Origin of the sequence: Bradyrhizobium sp. 195 (genome assembly GCF_023101665.1) — a bacterium.
Taxonomy (GTDB): domain Bacteria; phylum Pseudomonadota; class Alphaproteobacteria; order Rhizobiales; family Xanthobacteraceae; genus Bradyrhizobium.
This window is the reverse complement of the sequence record NZ_CP082161.1, coordinates 2,395,802-2,410,308: the sequence shown is the minus strand read 5'-3', so window position 1 is coordinate 2,410,308 and position 14,507 is coordinate 2,395,802. Positions and strand designations below refer to the sequence as shown.

The following is a 14,507-nucleotide window of genomic DNA, read 5'->3' as shown; positions in this document are numbered from 1 at the left end:
CACAGACGGCCTTCTGGCGGCCCCCTAGAAAAAGTGACATCATCGCGCATTGCCGATGGAGGTGACACCATGCGCCGTCCAGTCTTTTCCAATTTGCTGCTTGCATCCAGTCTTCTTGCGCTCACGCAAATGATGACGCCGACGGATGCCGCCGCCGAAGCGCGGCTCGCGCTGGTGATCGGCCAGTCCGCCTATCGCACTGTGCCGGAACTGCCCAACGCCGCCAACGACGCCAAGGGCATGACCGAGCTGCTCGGCAATGCCGGCTTCACCGTCACCACGGCCGCCAATCTGGCGCAGACCGAGATGCGGGCGGCGATCTCGGATTTCGCCGGCAAGGTCAGCGCCAGTGGCGCCGACACCGTGGCGCTGGTGTTCTATGCCGGCCATGGCCTGCAGATCGACGGCGAGAACTATCTCGTTCCTGTCGATCTCGACCCCAAGCGCGAGGCCGACATTCCGCTCCAGGGCGTCCGGCTGAACGACATGCTCAACACGCTCGGCGCGCTGCCGACGCGGGCGCGCATCTTCATGCTCGATGCCTGTCGCAACAATCCATTCCCCGCGCTGAGCGGCGCCGGCCACGGACTTGCGATCGTCGACACCAAGGCCGGTGCGCCCGGCTCCTTCATCTCCTATTCCACCTCGCCCGGCGCCGAAGCCGAGGACGGCTCCGGCATCGACAGCCCCTACACCACCGCAGCACTCACGGTCGCCAAGCAACCAAACCTTCCGATCGAGGAGGTGTTCAAGCGTATCCGCGTCGCCGTTGCGCAATCGACCGACGGACGGCAGATCCCATGGGAAAGCTCGTCGCTGACCACCGACTTCAAGTTCTTCGGCGAGAGCAGCGGCAGTCAGCCTTCCCTTCCGGGCGCAAATTCGATGGCGCTCGCCAGCGGCACGCGCAGCGTCGAGGAGTGGCGCAGGGACTTGCAGGGCAAGCCGGCCATGGTCGCCTATGAACTCGTCATCACCGACGACACGGTGCCGGCGTATCAGGCCTATATCGAGCTGTACGCACAGGACACCCGTACGCCGCGTCTGCGCACGGTGCTGGAACGACGGCGCCAGATGCTGGCCTGGGAGCGCGCAACCGCGATCAACACCCGCGCTTCGTTCGAGGCCTATCTCGCCAACTGGGACAACAGCGACCTCGCCGCGACCGCGCGCCGGCTGCTGCTCCGGGTGCAGAACCGCAATTATGGCGTGCCTGTTGCCGCAGCGGCGACCCCAGTTGCCGTCGCGATGGCCCCGACCTGCCCGTGCTCGACGCCGTCACCGCCGGCAACGCCGGTCAATCCGAGCGTCGCGCCTGTGATCAAGAAGCGTGTCGACGACACGCCGCCGAAGCGCAAGGTGGTCGAGACGCCGCCGAAGCGTCGCCCGCCGTCTGACCAAGTGGTCTACGAGCGCGCGCCACCGCCGGATCGCGGCCCGCCGCCCGAGGCTGTCATGCAAGGCATCGGCATCGGTGTCGGTATCGGCCTCGGCATGGGAATGGGCGGCCGAGGCGGCGGCGACCATTATCGCGGCGACCGCAGATACTGAGCCGCTTCCAGGCCACAATCCCGTTGGAGGATTGCACGAGGTCGTCATGCCCGGGCTTGTCCCGCCTGCCCAGGCCTTCGCCTCGCCGAAGCGGCTTCGGCCGCGCAGGCGGGACGAGCCCGGCCATGACGCTGTTGAGATGCCGGTGCTCACAGCACGCCTTACGTACGGCCGCCCTGCTCTCTATTGCGCCAGCGCCGGATGATCCCGCTGCACGGCCTCCCGGACCCAGCCGGCCTGGATCGCGCGAAACAGGATCTGCGCGGTCTTGAGATCATTGGCCTTCATGCAGAGTTCGACGATGCGGCGCACTGCATCGTCGCGCATCAGGTCGTCGGAAATCTTCATTGCGATTTCCATCGCGACGCGGGCGGCACGTTCGTAGCGTTCACGCTCGCGCTCAGCAGTCCGCGCTGAGGCTCCGACGGCCTCCGCGCCTGCCCTCGCAGCCTGGCAAATGTTCCGAATTCGCTCCGCCGCATCGATGTCGCCGATCGGCCCCTCGATCGGCTCGTCCCAAACGTCTGCAGGCTGCCGCCTTGCGAACCACTTCATCGCCCCCACCAATGGTCTCGTCAGCCTCGCGCCGTTCAGGAGATGCGGCGCGGCCCAATCGCTTCGAACTGCGCTTTCTGCTCGTCGTTCAGCGTGGCATAGAAATCATCGAGCGCCGCGCGCACCGACTTGATCCCCTCCAGCATCACGTCGAGGCGTTTGCGAATCGCGGCCATGCGTGCCGGCGGTGTCATCACGTCGTTGGGCTCGCAGGCCGCCTTGAGCGATGTGCTGACCTTGGCGCTGGTATCCTGGAGCACCTGGAGCGCCGCGCGCTGGGTATCGTTCGGACGAAGCCTCTCCTCGATCGTGGCGCCGGGCCAATCGAACGCGGCGGACGCGCTGCAAGTCTGCACCGACGGGCTCGCATTGCTCGACGCCGTCGCCCGACGCTGATCGTCAGCCAGCGCATTGAAGCGCGCTTTCTGTTCGTCAGTGAGCGAACCATAGAACTTGTCGAGCGCAGGCTGGACCAGATCGACCGCCTTCTGCATTGCTTCGACGCGCAGCTGCATCGCCGCGAGCCGGCCGGGGGCCGTCGCTGCGGCCTGCGTCGGGCAGGATGTGCGGATCAGCGCCGCGGCGTCAATCGAAGCATTGCCGAGCGCGTCAAGATCGGCTCCTTGCGCATCGCTTGGCTGCACCGCGGCTGCAATCTGGTCAATCGGCAGACCGACGATTGCGCGGCGGTCGCTGCCGCAGAGCTGATCGAGCGGCGCGCTGCGCGCCCGCCGCCGTCCCTGCGGCTGCTGTGGCAGATAGGCCGAGAGGCGATCATAGCCATAGGGACCAAACATGCCGGCATAGATGTCCGGATAGCCGTAACCCCAGAAGCCGAGCCCGTCGCCCCAGATCGTGTAGTCGTAGAGGTCGTTGTAGGCGAACGGCCAGAACAGCGGCCCGACCCAGCCGTAGCCGCCACCCGCATGTTGCCACCATCCGCTGCTTGCGCCGCTCCAGCCGGCCAGTGCGGCCGCGGCTACGAACTGCGCGCGCGCCGCCGGATTGCTGATCAGCCGGCCGCTGCGGAATGCGCTGGAGTTCAGGGCGTTGCGAAAGTTCGCCGGCCGTACCGCTGCATTGCGGATCTGACCGAAGTTCGGGCCGCCACGCCGGGCACCGGCCGTGAACCGCATCCCGCGATGATGCCGTCCGCCATGCACATGCCCACCGCCGTGGCCACGGAAATGTCCGCCGCCGTGATGGCCGCCGCCATGTCCACCCCCATGGCCACCACCATGCCCTCCCTTCGCCAGCGCCGCGCCCGCCAGCATGCAGGCAAATACCAGCGCCGCAATTCCGATGACCGGTCGCACCATCGCACCCTCCCGCGCAAAGCTCTGCCATTGAGGCATCGGAACTTGGCGGGAATTGGAACCGACAGGATTGCTGAAAGTTCCCGGTTCGGGAGTGTTGGGTGCTAGGCCTCCGGTACGATCTTGCCGGGGTTGAAGATATTGAGCGGATCGAGCGCCTTTTTGAGCGCCCGCATCGCATCCAGCGCTTCAGGGCCGAGTTCCGCCTTGAGATATTTCTGCTTGCCCTGGCCGATGCCGTGCTCGCCGGTGCAGGTGCCGTCCATCGCCTGGGCGCGCTCGACCAAGCGATGCATGAACTCCTCGCCGCGCGCCATCTCGCCCGCGTCGTTGGTGTCGCAGACCAGCGAGCAATGGAAATTGCCGTCGCCGACATGGCCGACGATCGGCGACAACAAATTGAGCCGCTTGAGATCCTCCTCGGTCTCGCTGACGCACTCGGCGAGCCGCGAGATCGGCACGCAGACGTCGGTCGCGACCACGCCGATGCTGTCACCGGGACGCAGCGCCTTCACCGACCAATAGGCGTCGTGCCGCGCCTGCCACAGTTTTGTGCGGTCCTCCGGCTTGGTGGTCCAGGAGAAATCACCGCCGCCGCAGTCCTTTGCGATCTCGCCGAAGGCCTTGGACTGCTCGGCGACCTCGATCTCGCTGCCGTGGAATTCCATCAGCAGCAGCGGCGTCTCCGGCAAGGTCAGCTTCGAATAGGCGTTGCAGGCCTGCACCTGCGCGGCGTTGAGCAACTCGATGCGGGCCACGGGAATGCCGGTCTGGATCGCCAGGATGACGGCCTGACAGGCCCCATGGACGCTCTCGAACGACACCGCGCCGGCCGCGATCGTCTCGGGGATGCCGCGCAGACGGATGGTCAGCTCCGAGATAATGCCGAGCGTGCCTTCGGCGCCGACGAACAGATGCGTCAGGTCGTAGCCCGCGGATGACTTCTTGGCGCGCGTGCCTGTCGTGATGATCTCGCCGTCGCCGCGCACCACCTTCAGCGCCAGCACGCTCTCGCGGATGGTGCCGTAACGCACCGCGTTGGTGCCGGAGGCGCGGGTCGAGGCCATGCCGCCAAGCGAGGCATCCGCGCCGGGATCGATCGGAAAGAACAGGCCCTGGTCACGCAGATGCTCGTTCAGCGCCTTGCGGGTGACGCCGGGCTGGATCACGCAGTCGAGGTCCTCGGCATGCACCGCGAGCACCTTGTTCATGTCGCGCAGATCGATCGAGATGCCGCCGGCGGGTGCGTTGACCTGGCCCTCGAGCGAGGTGCCGGTGCCGAAGGGAATAACGGGGACGCGGTTGTTGGCGCAGATCCGCACCACGTCCTGGATGTCGGCGGTCTCCCGCGCCATCACCACCCCATCGGGCGGCTGGTTGGGGAGCCAGGTGGTGGTATGGCCGTGCTGCTCGCGGACGGCCTGCGAGGTGATGAGGCGGTTGCCGAAGCGTGCGGCAAGCTGCTCCAGCGCGCTCGCAAGGGCTTTCGGCTCCGGCCGCGGCGGATTATTGGTGATGGTGGTACCCACGGAATCCTCCCGACAGAAGAACCGTGGCAAAGGACATAAAACCGGTCAAGTCAAGCGACCGGACGCATGGCTAGGGAAGAACATATGCCGGAGACTGCCGCCTCAGCGCCCCAAGCGGAGCCGTTCCGCGCCGCGATCATGCAGATCGAGCCGCAATGGATCGACTACAACGGCCATCTCAACATGGCCTACTACAACGTGATGTTCGACCGCGCGATCGACCAGCTCTGGCTCGAGCTTGGGATGGGGCCGGCCTACATGAAGGAGCGAGGCGGCTCGAGCTTCACCGCCGAGTGCCACGTGCGCTATTTGCGCGAAATCCACCTCGGCGATCCCGTGCAGATCTTCGTCTGGCTGCTCGAGGCCGACGACAAGCGGATCCACACATTCGAGGAGATGCGGCACGCCAGCGAAGGCTGGCTGTCGGCGACTTCCGAGAACATGTCACTGCATATGGACATGACTGCGCGGCGCGTCGCGCCGTTTCCGCCCGATATCCGTGAGCGTATCGCTGCGGTCACAAGGGCCCACAGCGCCGTACCGCGGCCCGAGGGCATCGGCCGGAACGTGGCGATGCCCTCGAAGCGGTGAAAGGTATTCCGCCTCTCCCCAGGGAGAGGTGGATCGCCGCTATATCCTGTTGCGACCGCGCGCCAAGCCGACGACGGCCGAGACCAGGAACAGAACGACCGCGATGAAGAAGATGATCTTGGCGATCTCGATCGAAGCGCCGGCGATGCCGCCGAAGCCGAGAATGCCGGCGATCAGTGCGATAACCAGAAACGTCACAACCCAGCCAAGCATGGTCAAACCCTCACGTTTGATATCTGTCTGCATCTAGCGCGGCTGGCCGCGCCACCTGCCCAGACAATCTCGACGCGGGAACGATGGTTCCGGCCCCTGCAACATCGAAATTCGCAGCCCCCAAAGGAACAAATTGACTTGCCGCGCACGTGGAAAACCTCGTTCGGCCGCCCCATATAGCCAACAATCCCTGTTAAGAAGGCTCCCTTCCGCCACCCCCCGGTGCCATCGTGGGGGCCAATGATTCGCATGACCGAGCCGAGCAAGATCACCAACGTACCCGACCATCAGCCCGCAGCCGGCGGCATCGCCGCGCGAGCGCGCGCCTCCGTGGGCCCGAAATACCTCTCCGGGCTCAATCCGGAGCAGCGCGAGGCGGTGGAGACGCTGGACGGCCCGGTCCTGGTGCTGGCAGGCGCCGGCACCGGCAAGACCCGCGTGCTGACCACGCGGATCGCCCACATCCTGAGCCAGGGCCGCGCCCGTCCCGCCGAGATCCTGTCGGTGACCTTCACCAACAAGGCCGCGCGCGAGATGAAGCACCGGCTCGGCCAGATGCTCGGCCACGCCGTCGAGGGCATGCCGTGGCTCGGCACCTTCCACTCCATCGGCGGCCGCATCCTGCGCGTCCATGCCGAGCTGGCGCAGCTCAAGTCGAATTTCACCGTGCTCGATGTCGACGACCAGGTGCGGCTCTTGAAGCAGCTGCTGCAGGCCGACAACATCGACGACAAGCGCTGGCCGGCACGGATGCTGGCCGGCCTGATCGACGGCTGGAAGAACCGCGGCCTGACGCCGTCGCAGGTGCCCTCAGGCGAAGCCGCCACCTTCGCCAACGGCAAGGGCGGCAAGCTCTATGCGAGCTATCAGGAGCGGCTGAAGATCCTGAACGCTGCCGATTTCGGCGATCTTCTGCTGGAGAACATCCGCATCTTCCGCGAGCATCCGGATATCCTCCGGCAGTACCAGCAGCGCTTCAAGTTCATTCTGGTCGACGAATATCAGGACACCAACGTCGCGCAATATCTGTGGCTGCGGCTGCTGTCGCAGGCGCCGGCGTCGGCGTCGGCAAAGCCAACGACACCAACCGTCATTCCGGGGCGCGTCGAAGACGCGAACCCGGAATCTAGAGATGAGTCCGACGATCGAGATTCCGGGTTCGATGCTACGCATCGCCCCGGAATGACGGAGCATGCGGTTAGCGCGCCGGTGGGCGCACTCCCCACCAAGAACATCTGCTGCGTCGGCGACGACGACCAGTCGATCTATGGCTGGCGCGGCGCCGAGGTCGACAACATCTTGCGCTTCGACCACGATTTCCCCGGCGCCAAGGTCATCCGCCTCGAGCGCAATTACCGCTCGACCGGCCACATCCTCGCCGCCGCATCGCATCTGATCGCGCATAACGAAGGCCGGCTCGGCAAGACGCTGCGCACCGAGGACCAGGACGGCGAGAAGGTCACGGTCACCGGGTCGTGGGATTCGGAAGAGGAAGCCCGCGGCATCGGCGAGGAGATCGAGCAGATCCAGCGCAAGGGCGAGAAGCTCAACGAGGTCGCGATCCTGGTGCGCGCCTCTTACCAGATGCGCGAGTTCGAAGACCGCTTCGTCACGCTCGGCCTGCCCTTTCGCGTCATCGGCGGCCCGCGCTTCTACGAGCGCGCAGAAATCCGCGACGCGCTCGCATACTTGCGCGTCATCAACTCGCCGGCCGACGACCTCGCCTTCGAGCGCATCGTCAACGTGCCCAAGCGGGGCCTCGGCGATGCCACCGTGCAGATGCTGCACGACCACGCCCGCAAGCGCCGCATTCCCCTGTTCGAAGCGGCCCGTGCGGTGGTCGAAACCGACGAGCTGAAGCCGAAGGCGCGCGGCTCGCTTCGCGACGTCGTCGCCCAGTTCGACCGCTGGCGCGCCCAGCGCGAGGTCACCGCCCACACTGATCTCGCCCAGATCGTGCTCGACGAGAGCGGCTATACCGAGATGTGGCAGAAGGACCGTTCGGCCGACGCCGCGGGCCGGCTGGAGAACCTGAAAGAGCTGGTGCGCTCGATGGAGGAGTTCGAAAACCTGCAAGGGTTTCTCGAGCACATCTCGCTGGTGATGGACCGCGACAGCGGCGCCGATGAGGATGCGGTGTCGCTGATGACGCTGCATTCGGCCAAGGGGCTGGAATTCGACAACGTGTTCCTGCCCGGTTGGGAAGAAGGCCTGTTCCCGAGCCAGCGCACGCTGGACGAACAGGGCCGCGCGGGGCTGGAAGAAGAGCGCCGGCTCGGCCATGTCGGCCTGACCCGCGCTCGCCGCCGCGCGATGATCTATTTCGCGACCAACCGGCGCATCCACGGCACCTGGTCGACCACGATCCCCTCGCGCTTCCTCGACGAATTGCCGGCGGCCAATGTCGAGATCACGGAATCCAAGGGCGGTTCGGCCTGGGGCGGCACCGGCGGCTACGGCGCCTCCCGCTTCGACGACATGGAGGCGTTCGGCTCGACCTATTCGACCCCGGGCTGGCAGCGCGCCCAGGCCAATCGCAACCGCGGCGGCGGCCGCAATGGCGGCGGCCGAAGCGGCGGCTTCGAAGAAGAAGCCGCGACGTTCTCCTCCTCCTCCTCGTCATCGGGTCCCGATTTCGGCAGCTTCTCCTCGCGCCGTCGCGGTCCCCTGACGATTGAGGGCGAGCTGGTGGCCAAATCCACCGGCACCACCTCGGAGTTCTCGCTGTCCGACCGCGTCTTCCACCAGAAATTCGGCTACGGCCGCGTCACCAAGATCGACGGCAACAAGCTCACCATCGCCTTCGACAAGGCCGGCGAGAAGAAGGTCGTGGACAGCTACGTGCAGCGGGCGTGAGCCCGCGGTATGGCTCAATACATCGCCATCATCGAGGACGCGGGCCCGGACCATGCGGTCAGCCTCTGGTTTCCGGACCTGCCCGGGTGCATTTCCGGCGGCGATGATGTCGAGGAGGCCCTGGAGAATGCGCCTGAGGCACTCGCATTCTATGCGCAGGAGCTGAGCGCGGAAAGTCGCGAGCTTCCCCCGCCGCGGACGCTGGACGAACTCAAGGCCGACCCCGATGTGGCCGACGATCTCAGAAACCATACCGTCGCCCTGATCGAATGGCCGCCCCTCGACGCCCCGGAGTGAGGACTGTTCGCCGCACTCGCCAGGCCTTCGACAGTTCTCCCCCGAACAGCCCTTGACCATCGCGAACTTCCCCGTATCAGATGCAGCCATGGTCCGGGGCATCGCACTGATCTTGCTGGCATTGGGGATGCCGTCGCTCGCGGCGGCGGAGACCATGAGCTTTGGCGATTCGATCGGGAAGCTGGCGGCGAGCTGCGGTGCGGAAATCGTCGCCAATTGCCGCGGCGTTAACCCGGACTCGACCCGCCTGAAGGAGTGCCTCTCGCGCAACCGCGACGTGCTGTCTCCGCAATGCGCGAGCGACTATCTCGGCGTGTTCGACGCCATCCAGAAGCGCATCGCCGCGCGCGTCACGGTGGCGAACGCCTGTCAACGCGAGATCGTCAAAGTCTGCGGCGGCTCGACCAAGGAGACCAGCAAGTCGATCCCCTGCCTGGTCTCGACGCCGAAGGGCATCAGCAACAATTGCCTGAAGGCCGTCGACGACGCGGGGTATCGCTGATGCGCGCCAAGAGGCTCTTCACTACCGGATTAAGCATCGCGCTGGGCTTCGCCCTGCTCGCGGGCGCTGCACGCGCGCAGACGGCGGCGCCGACACGCGACGACATCGTCGGCAAGCTCAACCATTTCGAAGAAGCCGCCGAGGTCGATCTTCCCGCGCTGAAGCAGCAGGTGATGGAGCGCGCCAAGGCCAGGATCAAGAACGATCCGGGACCGGTGAACCGGCCACCGATCGTGCCTGACCTCGCCAAGCTGCCCGCCTTCAACGTGCAGATCCAGTTCGATGCCGACACGCCGATCATCCAGCCGGCCTCCTACCAGACCGTCGGCCGCATCGCCGACGCCATGGTTCATTCCTCGCTGCTGCCCTACACGTTCCTGATCGTCGGTCACGTCGAATCCAATTCGAAGACACGCGAGGCGAACGCGATCCTGAGTCAGCGCCGCGCCGACGCGATCCGCGACGTGCTGGTGAACACGTTCAAGATCTCGACCAAGCGGCTGCACCCGATCGGCCTCGGCGAGGAGCAGTTTCTCGACCGGGCCAAGCCAACCTCGGCCGTCAACGGCCAGTTGCAAATCCTGACCTATGCCAAGCTGCCTGAAGAGGCGCCTGCGCATCCGGCTGCGGCGCCTGCGCCTGCGGCGAAAAAGCCCGCCAAGAAGCGCTGAGCGAACGCGGCTTCGCGCCCGACGGAACCCCTTGAAGTCGTGATCGTTTGTAGCCTGTCCGGGGCGCACCAATACGGTTTTGCGCGACAAAAGCGCCGGTTTGTGCACCGCCCGGTCCAGTGCTATAGCCTCTGTTCGCCCTTCCCGACCCCGTGCTGCATGAGACCGAAATGGGTGGCTATTTTCAGCGCCAACTTGCCGTTTATGTCGAGTACCATCGCGACCCCCGGAACACGGCGATGCATGTGGTCGGTATTCTTCTGTTGTTTACGGGCGCCGTGCTGCCGCTGACGCTGGTCAGGCTTCCGCTGTTTGGTTTCGATGTCAGCCTGGCGGTGATCCTGGCCTTGCCGGTTCTGCTCTATTGGCTGCTGCTCGACATGGCGCTCGGGATCGGCATCCTGGCCGTCTCGATCGTGCTGTTTTCGGTTGCGACGAGCATTGCGGCGCAAGTCAGCACCGCGACGATGTGGGCGATTTTCGCCGCGCTGGTGGCGCTCGGCTTCGCCGCGCAGGCCATCGGCCACAAGGTTTTTGAGGGCCGCGAAGCCTCGTTGTTCACTTTTCCTTCGCATCTTTTGCTTGGACCGATGTTCGTGATGGCAAAATTATTCATTGCATTGGGCTTCCGTCGCGACCTTGCCGCGATTCTGGCGCCTCTTCCGACCAATTCCCTTTCAACCCGATAGCTCTAGAAGCGAAACAGCAACCTTCTGCATGGCTCTCGTACTGGTTACCGGTGGCAGTGGCTTCATCGGACATCATCTCGTAGAAGCGCTCCGCGCCCGTGGGCAGCGGGTGCGTGTGCTCGACGTCCGTGCGCCGGCCGCCGCAAACACGGACGTTGAACATGTCCACGGCTCGGTGCTGGACAGCGCCGCGGTCGATACTGCGATCGCTGGGGTCGATCAGGTCTATCACCTCGCCGGCCTGCCGGGCATGTGGGTCGCCAACAAGCAGGACTTTCACGAGGTCAATTGCCGCGGCACGGAGATCGTGCTCGCGGCCGCAATGAAGCGCGGCGTCTCGCGCTTTTTGCACTGCTCGACGGAATCGATCCTGTTCCCCTATTCCGCTCTCAATGGCGTTCCCGCTGAAGAGGCGCTGCAGCCGGCCGATGCGATGCCGGGCGCCTATACGCGGTCGAAGTCGCTCGCCGAGCATCATGCCGCCAAGGCAGCAGCCAACGGCTTTCCGCTGGTGATCGGCACGCCGACCATGCCGATCGGCGCCGCCGACCACAATCTGACGCCGCCGACGGCGATGCTGTGGTACTTCCTTCAGAAGAAGGTGCAGCCGCATCTGAACTTCCTGGTCAACCTCGTTGACGTCCGCGACGTGGCCATGGGTCTGGTGCTGACCATGGAGCGCGGCCGCCTCGGCCAGCGCTACATCCTCGGCGGCGATTGCGTTCCGCTCGGCAACATCCTGCGGATGATGTCGGCGATGAGCGGCCGCCGGCAATATCCGGTCGTCGTGCCCGGCAGGATCGCCGAGCTCTCCGCGATCATGCTCGAATACATCTCCGATCATGTCACGCGCCGGCCGCCCAACGGCACCGCCGAGGGCGTGCGCATCGCGCTCGCCGCCAGCGACCTCTCGATCGGCAAGGCCCGCACCGAGCTCGGCTATTCGCCGCGTCCGATCGAGCCGGTCCTGCGCGAAACCATCACCCATCTGCTCGCTCGTAACGGCCAGCAGCCCTCCGGCGCCATCAAGCATCACGCCCTGTCCTCGCGCGCGAGCTGACGCCGCCGCCTAACGCAAAGAACCTTCATGTCCTTCGATTTCAGCAAGCTTCTCTCCGTGGCCTGGGGTGGCTGGACCACGGCCTGGCCGACCGAACTCCTCGCCCTGATCTGGCTTGCCTTTCTTGCCAGCTGGGTTGGCGCATCGTTCTGGCAGGGACAGACCAAGAAGCAGGTCATGACGCTGGAGTCGCAGCGCTATCGCCTGCCGATCCTGGTCGGCGGCATCCTGTACACGCCGTGGGTTGCACAGCTCATGGGCTGGAAGCCGCTCTGGGTGCTCGGCAACACCGGCATCACCATCGCCGCGGTCCTCTCGGCCGCCGGCATCGCCTTCGCCTGGTGGGGCCGGCTGCATCTCGGAAAGTTCTGGTCCAACACCATCACCCACAAGGAAGATCATCGCGTCATCGACACCGGCCCCTACGGCTTCGTGCGTCACCCGATCTACACCGGTCTGATCTTCGGCATGCTCGTCACCGGCATCGCGATCGGCCTCGTCACGACGATCCTTGGTGCGATCCTGATCTCGCTCGGCATGTGGCAGAAGGGCCGGATGGAAGAGGTGTTCCTCTCCAAGGAGCTCGGCGAAGACGCCTACGGCGCCTATTGCCGCCGCGTGCCGATGATCATTCCGTTCCTGTCGCCGCGGTAGGGCTCAGGCGAGACCTGTAGCCCGCATGAGCAAAGCGACATGCGGGACCAGTCGCCCCGGATATCGCTGCGCTCGCCCGGCTACGCAACGACTAGTCCCGTCATCCTGAGGTACGAGCTTCGCGGTGCGCAAGCATCGCGAGGCGAGCCTCGAAGGATGCGCGGCCGCGATGCAGCCGGGGCCGTACATCCTTCGAGGCCTTCGCTACGCTACGGCACCTCAGGATGACGGGGAAAGAGTCGGAAGGCGCCGTCTCGCAAGGAACCGCCCCTCGCCCGCCCCGTTACCCTCGACCCCTGCCACCAGCCGCAGAGCATCGAGCCATGTCGGATGCCTACGATTATTTTCGCGAGCATGCGATTGCCGCCGTCCGCAAGGCGCGGACGTTGCCGCCTGGGCGGCCGAAGCAGAAGCAGCGCACGGTGGCGCGGGTCTATCATCTGCTGTCCAAGGAGGCCGCACTGACGCCGAACCTCCATCATCTCGACGATTTTCGCGCGGCGCGGCGGCTGGAGCGGCAGATCCGCCGCTGATCAGCGGTCAGACCCGCCGGCGTTCGTCCCATGCAAATTCGATCGGCTGCCATTCCACGGGAATAGACCCCGCGGGTGTGCCGCACAGGTTGACGCGGGCCGCGTCAGCCAGTTGGATGCGCGCGCAAACAGGGGCGCCTCATGACATTTTCCAGCATCTTCGCGCAGTTCGTCGCAGTCCTCGGCGGCATGGCGCTGCAATGGCGCAAGATGACGGGCACCGAGCCGGCGCCGGCCTGGGGCGAGAAGCCCGCCATTCCCGAAGCGAAGCCGCAAGGCGCGATCCCGACGCTGAAGATGCCGACCGCGCGCGGCTGGAGCGAAGGACAGAAGCCGACGGTCGCGCCCGGGCTCAAGGTCAATGCATTCGCGACCGGTCTCGATCATCCGCGCTGGATCGAGGTGCTGCCGAATGGCGACGTGCTGATCGCGGAGGCGACACAAATCGCGGGCGCACCAAGGTCCGTGTTTCACTATGCGATGCAGGCGACGATGCGGCGCGCCGCCGCGCTCGGCGTTTCCGCCAACCGCATCACGCTGCTGCGCGACAAGGACGGCGACGGCGTTGCGGAGGTTCGCGGCACCTTCATGGAAAACCTCAGCCAACCCTTCGGCATGGCGCTGGTCGGCGACACTTTCTATGTTGGCAACACCGACGGCGTGATGGCGTTTCCCTATGTCGCGGGCGCCGACCGCATCATCGCGCCGGGCAAGCGGCTCACCACCTTCAAGCCAAACGGACACTGGACGCGCAGCCTGCTCGCAAGCCCCGACGGCAAGAAACTCTATGCCGGTGTCGGCTCGCTCAGCAACATCGCCGAGATGGGCATGGAGGTCGAGCAGGGCCGCGCGGCGGTGTACGAACTCGACCTCGTCGCCGGCACGCATCGCATTTTCGGCGCAGGCCTGCGCAATCCGGTGGGCCTTGCCTGGGAGCCCAACACGGGCGTGCTCTGGACCGTCGTCAACGAGCGCGATGGCCTCGGCGATGAGACACCGCCGGATTATCTCACCTCGGTGCGCGACGGCGGTTTCTACGGCTGGCCCTATTGCTACTGGGGCAAGACGGTGGACGATCGCGTGCCGCAGGATCCGGCAATGGTCGCCAAGGCGCTTCAACCGGACTACGCGCTCGGCGGCCACACCGCTTCGCTCGGCCTTTGCTGGATGCCCGCCGGCACCCTGCCGGGCTTCCCCGATGGCATGGTGATCGGCCAGCACGGATCGTGGAATCGCAGCAAGCTCTCAGGCTACAAGCTGGTGTTCATTCCGTTCGAGAACGGCAAGCCCTCCGGCCCCGGCCGCGACATCCTGTCGGGCTTCCTGTCCCCGGACGAGAAGGAATCCTACGGCCGCCCGGTCGGCGTCACGATCGGCCCCGACAAGACCTCGCTGCTGATGGCCGACGACGTCGGCAACGTGATCTGGCGCGTGACGGGGGCTTAGGTCGAGATTTGTTCAGGTCGGATGGGTAGCGCCGCGAGTGCGGT

15 protein-coding genes are annotated in these 14,507 nt (G+C 65.6%); 11 read left to right on the top strand and 4 right to left on the bottom strand.

Going from position 1 to position 14,507, the window contains the following annotated elements; genetic code table 11:
• The first annotated feature begins 69 nt into the window (after positions 1–69).
• Positions 70–1,551 (top strand): caspase family protein, encoded by a 1,482-nt coding sequence (locus IVB26_RS11160; RefSeq protein ID WP_247971704.1) that lies wholly within the window; start codon positions 70–72, stop codon positions 1,549–1,551.
• Positions 1,552–1,734: 183 nt separating this feature from the next.
• Here IVB26_RS11160 and IVB26_RS11155 read toward each other — a convergent pair whose 3' ends face one another.
• The 3 genes from IVB26_RS11155 to IVB26_RS11145 form a co-directional block, all read right to left on the bottom strand.
• The gene (locus IVB26_RS11155; protein ID WP_247971703.1) at positions 1,735–2,106 is read right to left on the bottom strand and encodes a hypothetical protein; all 372 of its coding nucleotides are present in this window, start codon (positions 2,104–2,106) and stop codon (positions 1,735–1,737) included.
• A 35-nt stretch (positions 2,107–2,141) separates the two neighbouring features.
• Positions 2,142–3,425, bottom strand: a complete 1,284-nt coding sequence (locus tag IVB26_RS11150; protein ID WP_247971702.1) for a Spy/CpxP family protein refolding chaperone — start codon at positions 3,423–3,425, stop codon at positions 2,142–2,144.
• Between the two features lie 101 nt (positions 3,426–3,526).
• Positions 3,527–4,951 carry an FAD-binding oxidoreductase gene (locus IVB26_RS11145; RefSeq protein ID WP_247971701.1) on the bottom strand — a complete coding sequence of 475 codons (1,425 nt, stop codon included), beginning with the start codon at positions 4,949–4,951 and terminating at the stop codon, positions 3,527–3,529.
• A gap of 84 nt (positions 4,952–5,035) precedes the next feature.
• On the opposite strand from IVB26_RS11145, the gene IVB26_RS11140 reads away from it, so the two are divergent.
• The gene (locus IVB26_RS11140) at positions 5,036–5,542 is read left to right on the top strand and encodes a thioesterase family protein (protein ID WP_247971700.1); all 507 of its coding nucleotides are present in this window, start codon (positions 5,036–5,038) and stop codon (positions 5,540–5,542) included.
• 39 nt (positions 5,543–5,581) lie between these two features.
• On the opposite strand, the gene IVB26_RS11135 is transcribed toward IVB26_RS11140, so the two are convergent.
• Entirely contained in the window at positions 5,582–5,755 is a 174-nt protein-coding gene (locus IVB26_RS11135) for a DUF1328 domain-containing protein (RefSeq protein ID WP_008556598.1), read from the bottom strand.
• A 240-nt stretch (positions 5,756–5,995) separates the two neighbouring features.
• On the opposite strand from IVB26_RS11135, the gene IVB26_RS11130 reads away from it, so the two are divergent.
• The 9 genes from IVB26_RS11130 (at position 5,996) to IVB26_RS11090 (ending at position 14,463) form a co-directional block, all read left to right on the top strand.
• Positions 5,996–8,611 carry an ATP-dependent helicase gene (locus IVB26_RS11130; protein ID WP_247971699.1) on the top strand — a complete coding sequence of 872 codons (2,616 nt, stop codon included), beginning with the start codon at positions 5,996–5,998 and terminating at the stop codon, positions 8,609–8,611.
• 9 nt (positions 8,612–8,620) lie between these two features.
• On the top strand, positions 8,621–8,908 hold the full coding sequence (locus tag IVB26_RS11125; RefSeq protein WP_247971698.1) for a type II toxin-antitoxin system HicB family antitoxin: 288 nt from the start codon (positions 8,621–8,623) through the stop codon (positions 8,906–8,908).
• Between the two features lie 88 nt (positions 8,909–8,996).
• Positions 8,997–9,410, top strand: coding sequence for a hypothetical protein (locus IVB26_RS11120; RefSeq protein ID WP_247973136.1), 414 nt, complete (start codon positions 8,997–8,999; stop codon positions 9,408–9,410).
• On the top strand, positions 9,410–10,081 hold the full coding sequence (locus IVB26_RS11115) for an OmpA family protein (RefSeq protein ID WP_247971697.1): 672 nt from the start codon (positions 9,410–9,412) through the stop codon (positions 10,079–10,081). The genes IVB26_RS11120 and IVB26_RS11115 overlap by 1 nt, the downstream gene beginning before the upstream one ends.
• A 170-nt stretch (positions 10,082–10,251) precedes the next feature.
• Positions 10,252–10,770 carry an Mpo1 family 2-hydroxy fatty acid dioxygenase gene (locus IVB26_RS11110; RefSeq protein WP_247971696.1) on the top strand — a complete coding sequence of 173 codons (519 nt, stop codon included), beginning with the start codon at positions 10,252–10,254 and terminating at the stop codon, positions 10,768–10,770.
• A 28-nt stretch (positions 10,771–10,798) separates the two neighbouring features.
• The gene (locus IVB26_RS11105) at positions 10,799–11,830 is read left to right on the top strand and encodes an NAD-dependent epimerase/dehydratase family protein (protein ID WP_247971695.1); all 1,032 of its coding nucleotides are present in this window, start codon (positions 10,799–10,801) and stop codon (positions 11,828–11,830) included.
• A 27-nt stretch (positions 11,831–11,857) separates the two neighbouring features.
• Positions 11,858–12,484 carry a methyltransferase family protein gene (locus tag IVB26_RS11100; RefSeq protein ID WP_247971694.1) on the top strand — a complete coding sequence of 209 codons (627 nt, stop codon included), beginning with the start codon at positions 11,858–11,860 and terminating at the stop codon, positions 12,482–12,484.
• Positions 12,485–12,807: 323 nt separating this feature from the next.
• Positions 12,808–13,017, top strand: coding sequence for a hypothetical protein (locus IVB26_RS11095; RefSeq protein ID WP_247971693.1), 210 nt, complete (start codon positions 12,808–12,810; stop codon positions 13,015–13,017).
• Between the two features lie 141 nt (positions 13,018–13,158).
• Complete coding sequence (locus IVB26_RS11090) at positions 13,159–14,463, top strand: PQQ-dependent sugar dehydrogenase (RefSeq protein ID WP_247971692.1); 1,305 nt, start codon at positions 13,159–13,161, stop codon at positions 14,461–14,463.
• Positions 14,464–14,507 lie beyond the last annotated feature (44 nt).

Bases quoted from the DNA above. Each gene is read 5' to 3' on its own strand.
- IVB26_RS11155 (WP_247971703.1), bottom strand. From the start codon at position 2,106: ATGAAGTGGTTCGCAAGGCGGCAGCCTGCAGACGTTTGGGACGAGCCG.
- IVB26_RS11130 (WP_247971699.1), top strand. From the start codon at position 5,996: ATGATTCGCATGACCGAGCCGAGCAAGATCACCAACGTACCCGACCAT.
- IVB26_RS11150 (WP_247971702.1), bottom strand. From the start codon at position 3,425: ATGGTGCGACCGGTCATCGGAATTGCGGCGCTGGTATTTGCCTGCATG.
- IVB26_RS11160 (WP_247971704.1), top strand. From the start codon at position 70: ATGCGCCGTCCAGTCTTTTCCAATTTGCTGCTTGCATCCAGTCTTCTT.
- IVB26_RS11110 (WP_247971696.1), top strand. From the start codon at position 10,252: ATGGGTGGCTATTTTCAGCGCCAACTTGCCGTTTATGTCGAGTACCAT.
- IVB26_RS11090 (WP_247971692.1), top strand. From the start codon at position 13,159: ATGACATTTTCCAGCATCTTCGCGCAGTTCGTCGCAGTCCTCGGCGGC.
- IVB26_RS11105 (WP_247971695.1), top strand. From the start codon at position 10,799: ATGGCTCTCGTACTGGTTACCGGTGGCAGTGGCTTCATCGGACATCAT.
- IVB26_RS11120 (WP_247973136.1), top strand. From the start codon at position 8,997: ATGGTCCGGGGCATCGCACTGATCTTGCTGGCATTGGGGATGCCGTCG.
- IVB26_RS11125 (WP_247971698.1), top strand. From the start codon at position 8,621: ATGGCTCAATACATCGCCATCATCGAGGACGCGGGCCCGGACCATGCG.
- IVB26_RS11095 (WP_247971693.1), top strand. From the start codon at position 12,808: ATGTCGGATGCCTACGATTATTTTCGCGAGCATGCGATTGCCGCCGTC.
- IVB26_RS11100 (WP_247971694.1), top strand. From the start codon at position 11,858: ATGTCCTTCGATTTCAGCAAGCTTCTCTCCGTGGCCTGGGGTGGCTGG.
- IVB26_RS11135 (WP_008556598.1), bottom strand. From the start codon at position 5,755: ATGCTTGGCTGGGTTGTGACGTTTCTGGTTATCGCACTGATCGCCGGC.
- IVB26_RS11115 (WP_247971697.1), top strand. From the start codon at position 9,410: ATGCGCGCCAAGAGGCTCTTCACTACCGGATTAAGCATCGCGCTGGGC.
- IVB26_RS11140 (WP_247971700.1), top strand. From the start codon at position 5,036: ATGCCGGAGACTGCCGCCTCAGCGCCCCAAGCGGAGCCGTTCCGCGCC.